Below are 16,968 nucleotides of genomic sequence, written 5' to 3'. Positions count from 1 at the left end.
AGGTTCCAAAACAGAATTAGCGTCATCCGAGGTTTTTGAAATGAATGTTTTGATCATTGGCAGCGGTGGCCGTGAACACGCCCTGGCCTGGAAAGTGGCTCAGGATCCGCGCGTGCAGAAAGTGTTCGTTGCCCCGGGCAACGCAGGCACCGCCATTGAAGCCAAGTGCGAGAACGTCGCCATCGACGTGCTCGCCCTCGAGCAGCTTGCAGATTTCGCGGAGAAAAACGTTTCCCTCACCATCGTCGGCCCGGAAGTGCCGCTGGTTGCAGGCGTTGTCGATCTGTTCCGCTCCCGTGGCCTGGATTGCTTCGGCCCGACCGCAGGTGCCGCGCAACTGGAAGGTTCGAAAGCCTTTACCAAGGATTTCCTGGCGCGTCACAAGATCCCGACCGCCGACTACCAGAACTTCACCGAGATCGAGCCGGCCCTGGCTTATCTGCGTGAAAAAGGCGCACCGATCGTGATCAAGGCCGATGGCCTGGCCGCCGGCAAAGGCGTGATCGTGGCCATGACATTGGCTGAAGCTGAAGACGCGGTGCGCGACATGCTCGCTGGCAACGCGTTTGGCGATGCCGGCTCCCGCGTGGTCATCGAGGAGTTCCTGGACGGCGAAGAAGCCAGCTTCATCGTCATGGTCGACGGCAAGAACGTGCTGCCGATGGCCACCAGCCAGGACCACAAACGCGTCGGCGACGGCGACACCGGTCCGAACACCGGCGGCATGGGCGCCTACTCTCCGGCACCGGTCGTCACCGCCGAAGTCCATCAGCGGGTCATGGACCTGGTGATCTGGCCAACCGTGCGCGGCATGGCCGAGGAAGGCAATGTTTACACCGGTTTCCTCTATGCCGGCTTGATGATCGACAAGGCTGGTAACCCAAAAGTTATCGAGTTCAACTGCCGTTTCGGCGATCCTGAGACCCAACCGGTGATGCTGCGTTTGCAGTCGAGCCTGGTGTTGCTGGTCGAAGCGGCCCTGGCGCAAGCGCTGGACAAGGTCGAAGCACAGTGGGATCCACGTCCGAGCGTCGGTATCGTATTGGCCGCTGGCGGTTACCCGGGTGACTACGCCAAAGGCGTTGCCATCAACGGTCTGGATGCAGCCGCGGCACTGGAAGGCAAAGTCTTCCACGCCGGCACTGCACTCAAGGACGGTCAGGTGGTGACGGCCGGTGGTCGTGTACTGTGCGCAACCGCCATGGGCACCAGCGTCGACGCAGCCCAGCAGCAGGCTTACAAACTGGCGGCTAAAATCGACTGGGAAGGCTGCTTCTATCGTAAGGACATTGGCTACCGCGCCATTGCCCGCGAGCGTGGCGAAAATCAGGAATAAGCCATCCATTCGGCCAGGCAAGGGCTTGCAGCCCTTGCCGGACTATTCCGGCGCCGCGCATAGTTATATTCTGGCATCAACCTACGAAGGGATTTCGCCGTGCGCTGGCTCAGGATTGCCATAGGCTTCACCGTCACTCTGCTGACCTTGCTCTGCATGCTCCCGGCCCAGGCCTCGCAAGGCAGTGGCTGGGCGGTATTGCTCGACGAACAGGGCGATCTGCAGCTGAGCGACATCCGCTCCGGCCGCTACACCAATCAATTCAGCCCCGTTGAACTCGACCGCCTCACCGCAGCCGGGCCTGACGGTGCGCTGTGGCTGCGTTTCAGGCTGGCACCCGGCAAACACGAACAGTTGCTGAGGGTGTTCGCTCCCGACCTGTCGCACCTCAATCTGTATGTGCTCGATGGCGACCAGCTGATCGATCAATTGAATACCGGCACCGGGCAGCCTCAGGCTGAGCGCCCCCTGCCCGGCAACGACTTCATGTTGCCGCTGCCGCAAAGCGACAAAACCCTCGACGTCTATATGCGACTGGTCTCCGAACACCAGTTTCGGCCTTACATCACCCTGCAATCGGCGGTCATGAGCGCAGCCACTCAGAACCAGACGTTGATCTACGGTCTGCTCTTTGGCTGTCTCGGGATGCTGATCCTGCATAACCTGACCCGCTACACCTACACCCGCTCGCGCAGCAGCCTCTGGCTGGCAGCGTGCGAAGGGTTGTTGCTGCTCAGCCTGGTGCTGCTGCTGAACCTGGCCCGACCATGGTTGCCGAACTGGTCCGTCGTACAAACACCCGGTGCCTATCTTGCCTTGCTGCTGACCGCACCTTGCGGCCTGATGTTCGCCTACCGTTTTTTCGCCCCGCTCGGCCCGCACCCGCTGAACAAGCTGCTGCTGGGGGACATCCTGTTCATCGTGGCCTGCGGCCTGCTGCTGTTGTTCGTCAACACCCTGCCGCTGAACCTGATCACGTACGCACTGGTTGCCCTGGCCGGCCTGAGCATGTTGTTCGTCAGCGCCCATCACTGGCAAAAAGGTTATCGCCCGGCTCGCCTGTTCGTGGCGGCCATGGTGGTGTTCAACCTTGGCACGTTGATTATCCTGCCGGCGCTGCAGGGGCTGACCCTTGTCGCCCCGCAAGGCCTGATCATCACCCTGCTGGTGTTTATCTGTATCAGTGGCCTGTTGATGAGTGTGGCCCTGGGCGAGCGACAGCGTAGCATCACCGAAGACCGTTTCAGCGTCAGTCGCGACCTGGCTGCCAGCAATGCCGAAATAAACGCCAAAGCTGAATTCCTGGCGAAAATCAGCCACGAAATCCGCACCCCGATGAATGGTGTGCTGGGCATGACCGAGCTGCTGCTGGGCACACCGCTGTCGGTCAAGCAGCGCGACTATGTGCAAACCATCCATAGCGCCGGCAACGAACTGCTGACACTGATCAACGAAATTCTCGACATCTCCAAGCTCGAGTCCGGACAGATCGAGCTGGACGATGTGCAGTTCGACCTCAATGCCCTGATCGAAGACTGCCTGAGCATCTTCCGCGCCAAGGCCGAACAACAGAACATCGAGCTGATCAGCTTTATCCAGCCACAGGTACCGCGCGTCATCAGCGGCGATCCGACGCGCCTGCGCCAGACCCTGCTGAGCCTGCTGGAAAACGCCCTGAAGAAAACCGACGAAGGCGAGATTCTGATCGTTGTCGCCCTGGATGAACGCAGCGCCAAACCGCGGCTGCGCATCGCCGTGCAGGACAGCGGCCAGCCGATGGAGGCTGAAGAACGCGACGCACTGATGCACGCCGAGCTGCACAGCAAGCATTTCCTCTCGGCCACCAGCCTGGGGGGCAATCTGGGGCTGGTGATTGCCCGTCAGCTGATCCGTTTGATGCAGGGCGAATTCGGCATCAAGAGCGGCGCCAACCAAGGCAGCACATTGTGGCTGACCCTGCCACTGGACCCGGACCGTCTCGAGCATCCGACCTCGGACCTGGACAGTCCGTTGCAAGGCGCACGCGTACTGGTCGTGGACGACAACGACACCTGTCGCAAGGTGCTGGTGCAGCAGTGCAGCGCCTGGGGCCTGAACGTCAGCGCCGTACCGTCCGGCAAGGAGGCCCTGGCGCTGCTGCGCACCAAGGCCCACCTGCGCGATTATTTCGACGTGGTCCTGCTGGACCAGAACATGCCCGGTATGACCGGCATGCAACTGGCCGCCAAGATCAAGGAAGACCCGAGCCTGAACCACGACATTCTGCTGATCATGCTCACCGGCATCAGCAACGCGCCGAGCAAGATCATCGCGCGCAACTCCGGGATCAAGCGCATCCTCGCCAAGCCAGTGGCCGGCTACACCCTCAAGACCACCCTGGCGGACGAACTGAACCAGCGCAACAACGGCCCGGCGACCTCGCAGCACCTGCCCACCGGCCCTACCCTTCCGGTCAAGGTGCCCAGCGACTTCCGCATCCTGGTGGCCGAAGACAACAGCATCTCGACCAAGGTCATCCGCGGCATGCTGGGCAAGCTCAACCTGCAACCGGATACCGCCAGCAATGGCGAAGAAGCCTTGGTGGCAATGAAGGCCCAGCGTTACGACCTGGTGCTGATGGACTGCGAAATGCCAATCCTTGACGGCTTCTCCGCCACCCAGCAATTGCGTGCCTGGGAAGTCGGCAACCAGCGGATTCGCACCCCCGTGGTGGCGTTGACCGCGCACATCCTCGCCGAGCACAAAGAGCGCGCGCGTCAGGCCGGCATGGACGGGCACATGGCCAAACCGGTCGAGCTGTCGCAGTTGCGCGACCTGATCGAGCATTGGGTTGCCCAGCGCGATCATCAGAATCGTACGGCTTCGACGTTCTGAGCAATCTCCCGTCGCGCGCCGACAACTTTCTAAACCGGCTGATAGACTCCGCTCCAACAATCTCCTGCCGCGAGCCGATATTATGCTCCACGTGTTATTCAGCGTTTATCTGAAGATGCTGGTGCTCTACAGCCCGTTCTTCGTGTTGTCCTGTTTCATCAGTCTGAGCCGCGGTTATTCGCGCAAGGAACAACGTCGCCTGGCCTGGAAAGTGGCAATTGCCACACTGGTTTCCAGCGTCTTGCTGTACCTGTTCGGGAGGGTGATATTTGACGTGTTCGGCATTACCGTGGATGCATTTCGCATCGGCGCCGGCAGCGTGCTATTCATCTCGGCGCTGGGCATGGCCCAGGGTAAGTCGGTGGTGCAAACCGACAACGTGCAGCAAGACGTGACCATCGTCCCGCTGACCATCCCCCTGACCGTCGGCCCGGGCACCATCGGTGCGCTGTTGGTGATGGGTGTCAGCCAACCGCACTGGGACGACAAACTCACCGCGATCCTCAGCATTGCCCTGGCCAGTTTCACGGTGGGGGTGGTGCTTTACTTGTCGAACCGTATCGAGCGGATTCTTGGCGATCAGGGCCTGCAAATCGTCAGTCGCTTGATGGGACTTTTTGTCTGTGCGCTGGCAGCACAGATCATCTTTACCGGCGTAAAAGGCTATCTGGTGCCCTGATAGGCGAACAACTCCGTCATCCCGTGAACGTGGTGATCGCCACACCGACCCCATCATGTCAAAGGCCGCGAACGGAATCGTTCGCGGCCTTTTTTCATGAACCCGGCGCCAGTCGCTGCTTATCCTGCGACTGCCGGCTCCGCCAACAACTCCTGCAGCGTTGCACTACCGTTTTTTTCTTTCCTGTCGCGCAACCGCGCCACGAACATCGATACCGGATGGGATTGCAGCTTTTCAAACGCTAGGAACACATCACCGCGCAATGCCGGGTCGACGGAACACACATCACGGAAGATCAAACTGTGCTCACTGTCCGGGTCAACGATGACCAGATGTTCCTGAACAATCTCGAACAGCAATCTTTGCGGATCATCGAAGGCCCAGATCAATTTGCCTGGAATGGCCGGCACTTCACCCAGTGCGTGCCGGCAGTCGACGATGACTGAGTCGAGCCTCAGCCAGACAGCCTTCGTCAGGTGATAAGTCACGGCACCCTGCCCCAATCGCAGAATCAACGTATTGACGTCATCGGGAATCAGCGGCAGGAGATCACCCAAGGTCTTTTCTCCTTCGACAACCAGCACTTCGGCGTTGCGCTGGACATAATCGAACGGCCCGATGCTTCGCCTGTCCGGATACACACGCACCCGTCCTTCCCGGGCCTCATGCAGCAACACATTGACCTGGCCTTGAGTGCCCAGCAGCGAATAATCTGCGGCAGATCCTTACCGGTAATCCGGATCAACCGGGCGCTTTGGACGGCATACCACTGCAAGCTGCCGGGTTCGGACTCCACAGATACAAATTCGGCATGTTCCGCCGTTTCCAGTAACGCCTGGAGACTTTCGATCAAGTGTTCGCCATGGGCGTTCACCCAGTCGTGGCTGACGCCAGTGATGATCTCCACCTCTTGATGGCGGAGTTCGAGCAGTACGCCGTCAACGGTTGTCCCACGCAAGCCGGCGCCCTCGATGGTCACGTCGGCAAAACGCCAATCCGCCCACTCTGGTTGATGAGCCGGCAACCTGTCGCCCAGTAACAATCGCGAGCCCGTGCCGAATGCCTGATCAAGTTGCTGCGGATCGATGAACGTCTGATTCCAGATTTCACCGCTGGACAGATCGAACAGCCAGACCGCCTGATTGTCCGGGGTAACGCCAAGCAGGCGAATTTCCTTGTCGAGTCCCGGATCGCACAGCACCAGGCGGTTACTCACATACCAGGCACCCACGTTGCCGTTATCGGCGAAATTGCGCAGGCCGACAATGGCAATATTTTTGCCCGGGTAACGCTCGACAATCGGCTCCAGCGCCTGCCACCACTGGGCGCGGCCGTTGAGCCACTGCTCGCTCAGGCCGCCCAGCTGCACCTCGCCTTGCGCGGTCAGGTTGAAAAACAGCCCCTCCTCATCGAGTGCCACATAGCCGCTCTCGACGGCCACGACCTGCTTGAGACCGGCGGGCTGCACCCATTGGTGGGCCCATTGTCCCTTGCCCTCTGTCACGGTCCGTTGCAGTCGGCAAAGGGTCTGGGCGAGCCGGTCGTATATGAAGAATATGTCGCTGTCATCGGCCATCGGCAACAGCATCAGATCGTTCAGGTGCTTGATCGAATCGGCCCAGCCACGCGCGTGTTGAGGTCGGGGCAGCGGATGAATAAGCAATTGATCGCGACTGCGAACCCACGCCATGTCTCGCCGATCCGGGTCAAACTTCCAACAGATCGAAACGTAAGGCGCCGGCTGCCAGTCGACCGTTGTGAAGCCGTCCCGCTCAGGAACAGGATTGAAAGACACATACTTGCCGAACACCGATGACCAGTCGGCCAGCGTTTCGCTGGCAAACACCAACGCCTGCAGTTCCCGCGCCATATCGTGAGTCACGGAACTCAACAGCAATCGACCTTCATGAATCAGGTAACGGTACTGCCTGGCGGCCTGATTGCCCGTGACGTACTCCTGCACGACATGAATCACACCATGAGCATCCGCTTCGATACTGCGAATGGTGCCTTTGCTGTCCTCTAGCAGTAAGCGATAGCGATTCTTGAGCAAGCCTGTGGCGGCATCGACTTGCCAGATCTGGTGGCCCTCCGGTTGGTAGAAATAAGCAGAACCCTCGACCACCATCGACAGCTGCGCCTCGTCGGCCTCAAGGACGGTCTCGTTGCGGATATACAGGAAACGATCTTCAGCGCAGTCATACCAGGCATTGGTGTAACGGGGTTCGTCCGGCGCCTCGTACGGAATCAGGTAACGATGGATCTGCGTGTACGGCAATACCAGTCGATGCTCCTGCGCGAGGCCTTTGTAGTGCGCCAGCAATGCCTGTTCATCGAGTCCTTCAGGCGCTGTCTGCTGGAGAATGTCCAATTGGCGTTTGCCAGGGTCAACGCTGAACAACTGTTTATCCGCCACCTGGATCAGCACCTCATGACGACCTTTGCCGGAAATTTTCACATGGACAGTACCGATGTACAGTTCGCCGTAAGGCTCGATGCGGATATCACTTTCACTCGCCCAGCTTGCCTGCAACACCCAGCGGCATTGCTTCAGGCTTGGAGAGACAAGACGGATACTTGCACCGGGATTGAGCATCAATGAACAGCTCCCCCCCGCGCCTGTCAGCTCATACGACAGCTTGCCGTGCCAGGCATCCGGCAAAACGGGGACCACCAGTGAACGATCCACCGCATCCAGTTGCACCTCGATGACTGTTTCGCGATACACCGGATTCAGGCGATGAAGGATGTAATGCGACGGAAAGGAATAGAACGTAAACAGAAATAGCCGCTGACCATCCGCTTGCTTTTTTTCAAGGCGCCGGGCCGTGTCAAAACCAGGGTCGTGAAATGCGGAGGCGAACGGCAGCGCCTTGTACTCATAGCCGTAAAAGGTTTGCGGTGTGCATGGCAGCACAATGGCTTGCCCTGTGGGCGGCGCAAATTCTTTTTGACCGGGCAGGTTCAATTCCTGGCGGATATTGATCGCCCGCGTGTAATCAACATCGAAACCCGGCACTCCAAAGTGGTCGTGCAGTGGAAACAGCTTCGGGCTGTCGAGCAGCAACTTGCCAGCACTCAGATCTATGCGCTGGACGATCAGCGAAGGCCGCACGACCCAGGCGCCAACGGTGTGATCGAACCGGTAGCCGTGCGAGCGATACCCCCGATCCATGTCGTCGAAGAACTTGCCGACCTCCTCAGCGTCTCGCAAGATGCTGGCAAACCCTTGGGCCAGTGCAGCAACACCAATGGCCAGGCCACCAAGAATCACCCCGGCGCCACCGAGCACCGCAGCGGCGGTCGATGCGCCGGCCAGTCCTGCACCGATACCGCCTGCCGTGAGCGCCAGGCTGGCGGTATCGAATGTCAATTGAGTACCGAACTGGGCCTTCTCGACTTCGTTTTGCGCCGTCGACAGCTGATAAATATCAAAGCCGACGTTGGCCAGCCCCAATACGGCGCCGACACCTTCACCGGCTGCATGCCCCAAAGCTTCGCCGACTACCGGAGCGCAAGTACGAGCGATGATTTTCTCTTCTCTCAACGCGGTGCGAACCAACTGCACCAGGCCAACCACATCCACGACGGTGCCATGCACCAACTGGGCATAGTTGACGTAAGCGTGCAGGCGCACGGCGGTGGTCAATGTCCGGCCCTCCCCTTCCCGTCCACGCAACGCGTTCATCAACGCCTGAATGGCGAACCCTGCGTTGAGGGTGTGAACACTGCCGATCTCGGTCGGATCCACGACACCGCCCGTCTCGACCGGTTTACGCGCCAGGGTTGAAAACTGTTCCGACAGCCAATTCTTGATCCGCAACAGACGGTGATCGCCGCTGATCACCTGAACCTCGTGTTCCGGGTCTGACGGATTGATCAGACTCACCCGATATTTACCCTCGGGCGTAATTTCCAGCGTTTCGAACAACGGCACCAGCGGCGTTACCGACGCATGCAACTCCTGCAAACCGACGCTGGCGTGTGCGATCTGCTGTCCCCACCAGTGGCTATCGAGCTCCAGCAAACTGCTGCCCAGATGCCAATTGTTGACCAGCGATTGCCCACGGGCACTGTTCAGGCGCTGGCGAATCGGACGCAGCGGTGCTCCCGGTAACGGTTCGGACTTCAGTAGCTGCTCCACGGCAAATCCGGCAGACAGCTTCAAGTCAGACACCTTTCCCCCATGCAGGTCAATCAGGTCAAACTCCGGCCGGGCTTGCGAACCATAGGCCGCGTAATGCCGTGCCATGCCTTGCTTCAGAAAAAAGTATTCCAGCGCCCGCTTGAACATGGCCGGTTGCTCGAATTCGAACAACGCGAAGTTGGGGTCGTAAAAATGATAAGTGGTGTGATCGCCCTCTACGGTCTTGGCCACCAGCATCGAATGATTGTCGGAGTTAAGCATCAGCGCGCGGCTGCCTTCATGTTGCTCGAGAGCGGCAGTGACCTGATCCAGGTCCGCGCGGTCAAGCGGTGCCCCTACATCGTTCAATTGCACATCCCGCAGCTCTTCCAGCGCTTGAAGGAAGGTTGCCGAATCAGCTTGCTCGGGATCGATGGCGGACAGATAGAAACGTTCACGCAACTGCCGGGAGGCCACGTCGTCCTGCAGCAGTGCCGCGCTCATCACCAGGGCCAACGGGTAGCACCGGCCGCCAACCGCCTCGCCACCGCTGCGCAGCAGCAGATCCTGGGGAACCAGTTTGATGCTGCTGGCTTCGATCTCGTCGAGTATCTGCCCCACCTTCTCGACGATCTGCATGCGATGTTCAAGGGTCGCCACTTGCTGGATTTGCGCCACACGGCGCCCCCACTGGCCCGCCGTCCGCGCCTGTGTCAATGCAGCCTTTTTCAGTTCAAGTGCGCTGCCGGCTGCCCTCGGCGCCGGTTCTGAATCACTGTTCAGACTGGCGATGAATCCCGGTGCCTCGCGCTTGTACAGTTGCCGCTCAATGACGGCGTAACGGCCTGAAGCGCCCTGCCCGACCATGCTGTTGGCCAGATTGTCCAGCTCACCGGTGAACTCCACAAAGCGTTGGTTATGCAGTGAGTCCATCCCCAACAACACCCCCAGCGACAGCCTCTGCAAGGGGGTCGTCTCGACGAAGTGACGGGTGCCATTGGCGATGTCGCTCAGCACTTCATCGACACCCGGGTTGTGGCTTTTCCCATCGTTCAGGAAAGCAGGGGCTTGCGATTCGAGGGGCTGATTACGAATGGCCTGGCGATCATCAAAACTCAGCGGCAGTGGATCTTCGAAGCGGATAGCGCCAGTGTGTCCCCGACTCATCGCCGCCATGAACGGCTCGCCCAGCCCTTCGACCAAACGCTCCAGCACGTGGGTCAGCAGCACCGGCCGCTCTTCGATCACCGGCCAGCCTTGCTCGAACTCAATCGTCGGGCCTTTGAGCAATTGCGCGATATCGCCGCTGTAACGGGTCTTGTATTGGCCTTCCTGCCAGCGTTTCTGCTCATTACTGACCCATTTATCAGGGTCGGTTTCATTGTCCTTCCAGGAATGGTCCAGTTCTTCTTCGGTGGCGCGGTTGACCGACGTGTAGCGCGCAATGGCGGCCTCCTTGCGCACGGCCTCAGCCACCGAGGGGGTAAAGTGGGCTCTTGCGTAATCGGCCATGCCATCACGCACGGCTCCAGGGCCGGTCAGGTAGATAGTCCCTTCGCTCTGAAGCCGAATGCCGTCGCGAAAGTAGGTCGCAATGGCATCGATCAGAAACCCTGCAAATATCTCCTCTTCCATCGACAGCTCAATCAGCGGCCCATACGTTCCTTCCACCACTTCCTGCACCAGCGGTGCCATGGCATCAACATCGCTCAAAGCAACGCCTCGTCGGGCGGCCAACCGGTTCGAAGCCTCTATCACCTCATAGTTGAACCGGAAACGCTCGAGCACGGTTTGCAGAATCGTCGAGCGGGGATGCGCCATCAGAAATGCATTCGTTATCGAACTGCCTTCCGACGCCGCTCGCAGCATAAAGGGTCGGGCCAACCGATCTGCCGGTGGCTGAAATACCTCACTCAGGCCCGGCCGGCTTTTTACAAAAGCCTCCAGTGCCGGCAAATGCTCAGGGGGAATCGTCTCGATGTAACTGGAGGATGCCCGACGCCCAGGCATCCATTCAGGATTGTCATTGAGCAATAACTGCAAAATCCCCAAATGCGCATCGGAACCGAAACCGTGGATATCGACTCCGCCCAGCGTTCTCGATAACGGCGGCAGGTTATCCACATCGGCATAGATGCCACCTTCGCCAAACAGAACTTCAACACGCACCACATCGGACGCCGCCGCCAGATTGCCGCGTAATCGCATTTCCTGTTCGTAGATGCCCTGTAATTGCAACGGCACCTCGGCCGCATCAAGATCGCGCAATTGGAAACCGTTCATGTCCTGCACACTGCGGTGATTGCTTTCCTTCAACGCTTGCAGCTTCGCCGCATCCTGGCCGTAGGCCCGAGTCAGCAGATCCATCCGTGCCTCATCGGCTGATTCACCGTTAGCCACTGCCGCATTGATGTGTGCGTACATCTGTTGCTTCAGAACAATGGCGCGCTCCTCGTACAGGGTTGCCAGTTCATCTTCGGAGATACTTTTGTCTGCAACCTGCGTCAGGGCATGCGCCTTGGCGGCGTCAACAATCAGTTTGTTGGTTTGATAAGCCAGCAGCGCATCGCTGTCATACCAGAGATTGAGGGTGTAGCCATGCTCGGCCAACACCTGTTTCCATAGGTTGAGGTAATCGCGCTGAATGGCGCCGAGACCGCCACCGAGCCAGACAAAATGCAACACCTTGGGAACTTCCGTCGCCACTGTGTTCATCTGCTCCACACTGAACCGAAGACGCGACTCATACCGTTCGACTTCGTCATGTATCTGCGATAGTTGCATCGCGGTGTCGTCAGCATTGCCCGGCGTCTGCGAATCAAGATTGCGTTTGACTCGCTTGTTGCCCAGCAACAGTGTCAGCGTGTGTTTGAATAACCCTAACGGTTCGAGCAGTCTTGGCGACTCCAGCAGCCCCACACAGGCAAAGTAATAACGCAATAGTTCCTCGTAGTGTGGACTGTCTTTATGCGACGACAATCCGCGCTCAAGATCCGCCAGTTTGAAAAGACTGACAAAATCAACATAACCATCCTTGTTTCGGCGTTCAATATCGTGCATGCGTATCCCGTTTACTGTTTCGGTTTAATTATCAACGAATAGGCCAGCCAATAAACACAGACACTCAAACAACAGGGCATCTAAAGTCTTGACCTGGAAGTTGAAAACTACGCCTTGAAACAGGCAAGCTCAAACAGGAAGAAATTCAATTAATTTCAATAAAGCAGAAACAAAAAAACTTAACAACACACTCTAACGACACCAAAAGTTACTTAACACACCACGAGCAAACATTAAACCACTGCCACTTCAAACAAACCTGTCACACACTCAACAATGCAAAATATTTAATATTTCCGAATAAATAAAACAAGACATTAGCGACAGAAAAAAGACCACAGGCTACCGCGCCAAATCCCATGACAGCCGCTGAAAAGGACGACACGTTCGAACGTGGAAAAAACCAACCCGACCACTGGGATTCCAGTGCTGTGAAGTGACGGAAAAGACTGCGGCCCCGAAGGGCCGCTGGATATCAGGACGCCGGTTTTTCACCGTACCAGCGTGGCGTATACACCCAATCGCCGCCCTCCGCGCGAGGGAATGCGCAGGTAGTGGAAGAGCCGACGAGCACCATGGTGCGCATGTCCACTTGATCCGGGGTCAACGCCCCCAAGGTGGTCGTGCGTAAGGTCTGTCCCGGTCGGCCGATATCCCGCCCCAGCACCACCGGCGTTTCAGGTTTGCGATGCTGCGCGACGATCTCCAGCGCACGCCCCAGCTGCCATGGCCGTGAACGTGAGATCGGGTTATAGAACGCCAGGGCCAGGTCCGCTTCGGCGGCCAGGTCCAGACGCTTTTCGATGATCGACCACGGCTTGAGATTGTCCGACAGGGACATCACGCAGAAGTCATGCCCCAGCGGCGCACCGGCCTGGGCAGCGGTGGCGAGCGACGCGGAGACGCCCGGCAGGATCTCCAGCTCGACAGTGTGCCAGGCCGGGTCACTCGACTCGTGCAAGGCTTCAAGCACCGCCGCCGCCATCGCGAACACGCCCGGGTCGCCTGAGGACACCACGATCACCGAACGGCCCCGGGCCGCCAGTTCGAAGGCGTGACGGGCACGCTGCATTTCTTCGCGGTTGTCGGTGCAATGCAGCACCTGATCCGCGCGGAAGGGACCGGCCATGCGCACGTAGGTTTCGTAGCCGAGCACATCGGTGGCCCGGGCCAATTCGGCCTTGACGGCGGGCACCATCAGTTCGGCGGCGCCCGGGCCGAGGCCGATCACGGCCAGACGCCCGCGTGGGCGGCCGACTTGCGTGAGGTCCAGCGGTTGTTCGGTCACGGCCACAGCCACATTGTTTGTCGTTGCGATGATCGTCGCCTCGGGCACCGCACTACGGGCCAACGCGCCGATATCGCTCGCCGGCGCGACAAAACGCAGCGGCACACCCAGCGCAACGGCCGCTGCATGCAACACCGGGCTGGCCATTTCAGTGTCAGCCGCTACCAGGCAGGCCAGCGCCTGCACCGCGACGTTCGCCTGCTGTAACGCCGCGCGAACAGTGCTCGGCAAATCTGCGGCGGCGGCGCCAATCGCCACCGCAACACTGCGCGGATAAATCACCAGCTCATTGGCACTTGCCTCACGGGCGTCGCTGCCGACATGGATCGAACGCTGCGCCAGTGGATCTTCCACCAACTGCGCCTGCTCCAGCCACGGCGCCGCGCCTTCGATGCGCACGCTGTGCCCGGCAAGCAAATCAGAGACAAAACGCTTGCCCAGTTCCAGATCGCCAAGGGCGTAACCGCTTGGCGGATTGAGCAGGCAGGTGCCAAAGCGCAGTTCGCCGCTGGTGGTGATCGCCGCAGCGACCTGCAACCCGCTAGCGATCTCGCGCGCCATGACGTTCACGCCACCGAGGCCACCGAGCAAGGGCACCACCGCGCTACCGTCTTCGGCCACGGCCAGCACCGGCGGTTCGGCGCCCTTTTCCAGCAACAGCGCAGCCAGGGTGCGAATGACGATCCCCGCCGCGCACAGGGCAATGATCGGCGTGTCCTGCTGATACAGCTCGCGCAGGGTCGCGCCGAATTCGGGATAAGTGCGGTCGGCGCCCTCGACCCGTCCGGCCAGGCCGTGGATCAACGCAGCCGGATACACCTGTTGAATACGGCGGGCAGTGGCCAGACTGCCTTGACCGAGAATGACGATTGCGGGCGTGGAATGAGTCATCAGCCTTGCCACCGCTCGCCGGGAACGATGATCAGCGAGAAATACGGCGAGGACATCGGCTCGACCTGATCCAGCGGCACGATTTTCTGGTTGGCCATGGTCGCGCGCTCCACATACAGCGCACGCTCTGCCAGACCGAGTTCCTCCAGCACCTGACGGACCTTGGGAAAGTTGCGCCCCAGTTTCATGATCACTGCCGCATCGGCATCGGCCAGGCGACGCTTGAGGTCTTCGTGGGGCAGCACGCCGGACAACACCGACAGGCTCTGATTGCGATACACCAGCGGCGCACCGAGTACCGAGGCACCGCCGAGCATCGAGCAGACACCCGGCACGACTTCGGCTTCGTAACGCTCGGCCAGTCGATCGTGCAGGTACATGTAGGAGCCGTAGAAGAACGGATCGCCTTCGCAGATCACCGCCACATCACGGCCCGCGTCCAGATGCGCGGCAAGTTGTTCAGCGGCCGTATCGTAGAAATCGCTGATCACTTGTTCATACGACAACGGCGCCGGCAGCGCTTCGGTGGTCACCGGGTAAACCAGTGGCAACAGGGTTTGTGCATCTTGCAGATGCGCTTCGATGATGCCGAATGCATTGCCCTTCTTGCCCTTGGCGACGAAGTACGCCACCACCGGCGATTCGCGCAGCAGGCGCAAGGCTTTGACGGTAATCAGTTCCGGATCACCGGGGCCGACGCCCAGGCCAATCAAACGTCCAGGTTGCTGCATCATTCGATCTCCGTGGCGAGGGCATTGACGGCGGCGGCGGCCATGGCGCTACCGCCGAGCCGGCCTTGCATGATGACGAAAGGCACGCCACGGCTGTCCGCCGCGAGCATCGCCTTGGATTCGGCGGCGCCGACGAAGCCCACCGGGAAGCCGAGGATCAGCGCCGGCTTCGGCGCGCCGGCATCGAGCATTTCCAACAGATAAAACAGTGCGGTCGGTGCGTTGCCGATCACCACCACGCTGCCTTCCAGATGCGGACGCCACAGCTCCAGCGCGGCGGCGGAACGGGTATTGCCCAACTCACGGGCAAGCTCCGGCACGCTGTCGTCGCGCAGGGTGCAGATCACCGGGTTGTTGGCCGGCAAACGCGCGCGGGTCACGCCCTCGCTGACCATCCGCGCGTCGCACAGAATCGGCGCGCCAGCGGCCAGCGCATCGCGCCCGGCCTTGCCGGCGCCTTCGGAAAACTGCAGACCGTCGATGGCCTCGACCATGCCGCAGGCGTGGATCACCCGCACGGCGAGTTTCTCCAGATCGGCCGGAATACGCGCAAGGTTGGCCTCGGCGCGAATGATCGCGAAGGAGTTGCGATAGATCTCCTGACCGTCGCGGATGTAATCAAGCATCAAGGGGGCTCCGTGAGCGGGCGTCGAGCAAGGCTGCGACCGCTTCAATAGTAAGGTTGTGTGCGTGCAGGGCGCCGAAACCCGGCTGCCCTGCATCGCGAAGATAGAGGTCGTAGTGACCGGGGGCGACAGCCAGCAGCGTGATCGGTGCCACATGGGCCGCGGCGCAGGAACGCTGGCAGCCGGACAAATGCACTGCTTGATCGTGACGTTGCAACAGCGCAGCCAATTGCATGGCGTCGCTCTTGGTATCGGCCAGGCCCTTGCCGCAGCCAGCGGAACCGGTGCAGGCGATCAACCGTGACACAGGCTGATCAGCGCCACATAGCAGGCCCAGTTGCTCCAGACGCCTAATCACTTCAGGCGCCCGCTCTTTGCGAACGTTGGGCAGCAACAGATTTTGCCATGGAGTGAAACGCAGACTCGCGTCGCCGAATTCCCACGCCAGTTGCGCCACGCCCCTGAGCATGACGGGATCGAGCCGCCCCAAAGGCGGTACGGCGCCGACATAGACGTATTCGGTTCCAGCCTGTGGATGATCGCCGATGTGCAGGGCACCTGGGGTCAACAAGCGCTGCCAATCGGTAATCGACTTCAAGGGCACACGCTCGGCCAGGCGAGCGAGAAACTCTGCGAGTGGATACTCGGCCAGCAAATGACGCATTCGTGTTTGATCCGGACGCGCCAGGTCGAGAAACAACTCCAGCACCGCTACCACCAGTGCGTGCCCCTGCTCGAGTGACACCGCGCCTGCGGGCCTGTCCGTAGGGCAACCCGCCAGACCGAACGCCAGCAGCAGCTCGCCGTTTCGCTCAGCAGCAGACAACCACAGATCATGCGGGTGCTCGAGCATCGCCAACGCCTCGCCGCCATCGAGTTGCACGGCAAACTTGGCGCTGAGCTCGTGGAAACGTTCGTGGCTTTGCAGCGTGGTGAGGATCTGCTCCGCCAGCGCATGCGTGTCGAAGAGCATGTGCCGGTCAATCCCGGCAGACGGGCTGAGCATCAGATTGCGCACATCGTCGCCCGCCGCGGTACGCGGCCCCAACCCTGCGGCGAGCAGGCTGTCGATCAAAGCCGTCTGCTCACTGCCAATTCCGCGAATCTGCAGGTTGGCCCGGTTGGTCGCCTCGATCACGCCCCCGGCAAACCGTTCGGCCGCGCTGGCCACCGCTTCAGCCTGGGCCGCGCTGATCGAGCCGCCGTTCAATTTGATCCGGCAGATACCGCCATCCAGCGCCGGGACGATACGCAGCAACCCCGGGCAGGCCGAGGGGCGTAAGGCGGTAGACATCGGGCGTTCGTTCAAAGGGGCGACCGGCTGTGTGGGAAAGGCGCTTCGCGGGCGAAGGCGCGG

At 60.1% G+C, this 16,968-nt stretch carries 7 protein-coding genes and 1 pseudogene; 3 read left to right on the top strand and 5 right to left on the bottom strand.

Going from position 1 to position 16,968, the window contains the following annotated elements; genetic code table 11:
- Positions 1-40: 40 nt before the first annotated feature.
- The 3 genes from purD (at position 41) to AC1DQM_RS21345 (ending at position 4,889) form a co-directional block, all read left to right on the top strand.
- The gene (purD, locus tag AC1DQM_RS21355) at positions 41-1,336 is read left to right on the top strand and encodes a phosphoribosylamine--glycine ligase (RefSeq protein WP_007937200.1); all 1,296 of its coding nucleotides are present in this window, start codon (positions 41-43) and stop codon (positions 1,334-1,336) included.
- Between the two features lie 99 nt (positions 1,337-1,435).
- On the top strand, positions 1,436-4,210 hold the full coding sequence (locus tag AC1DQM_RS21350) for a hybrid sensor histidine kinase/response regulator (protein ID WP_018928427.1): 2,775 nt from the start codon (positions 1,436-1,438) through the stop codon (positions 4,208-4,210).
- Positions 4,211-4,292: 82 nt separating this feature from the next.
- Complete coding sequence (locus tag AC1DQM_RS21345) at positions 4,293-4,889, top strand: MarC family protein (protein ID WP_018928428.1); 597 nt, start codon at positions 4,293-4,295, stop codon at positions 4,887-4,889.
- A 119-nt stretch (positions 4,890-5,008) separates the two neighbouring features.
- On the opposite strand, the pseudogene AC1DQM_RS21340 reads toward AC1DQM_RS21345, so the two are convergent.
- The 5 genes and pseudogenes from AC1DQM_RS21340 to cobG form a co-directional block, all read right to left on the bottom strand.
- A pseudogene (locus AC1DQM_RS21340) lies at positions 5,009-12,075 on the bottom strand (TcdA/TcdB pore-forming domain-containing protein).
- Positions 12,076-12,550: 475 nt separating this feature from the next.
- Entirely contained in the window at positions 12,551-14,254 is a 1,704-nt protein-coding gene (gene cobJ, locus AC1DQM_RS21335) for a precorrin-3B C(17)-methyltransferase (protein WP_477746810.1), read from the bottom strand.
- Positions 14,254-14,985: a precorrin-2 C(20)-methyltransferase gene (locus AC1DQM_RS21330; protein WP_477746834.1), complete on the bottom strand. Its 732-nt coding sequence runs from the start codon at positions 14,983-14,985 to the stop codon at positions 14,254-14,256. Before AC1DQM_RS21330 ends, cobJ begins: the two co-directional genes overlap by 1 nt.
- Positions 14,985-15,611: a precorrin-8X methylmutase gene (locus AC1DQM_RS21325; protein ID WP_007937188.1), complete on the bottom strand. Its 627-nt coding sequence runs from the start codon at positions 15,609-15,611 to the stop codon at positions 14,985-14,987. The genes AC1DQM_RS21330 and AC1DQM_RS21325 overlap by 1 nt, the downstream gene beginning before the upstream one ends.
- Entirely contained in the window at positions 15,604-16,905 is a 1,302-nt protein-coding gene (gene cobG, locus AC1DQM_RS21320) for a precorrin-3B synthase (protein WP_477746809.1), read from the bottom strand. The genes AC1DQM_RS21325 and cobG overlap by 8 nt, the downstream gene beginning before the upstream one ends.
- Positions 16,906-16,968 lie beyond the last annotated feature (63 nt).

The sequence above is a fragment of the Pseudomonas sp. 01L34 genome, assembly GCF_056400265.1.
The sequence above is the reverse complement of the archived record's forward strand: the minus strand, read 5'-3'. Positions and strand labels throughout refer to the sequence as shown.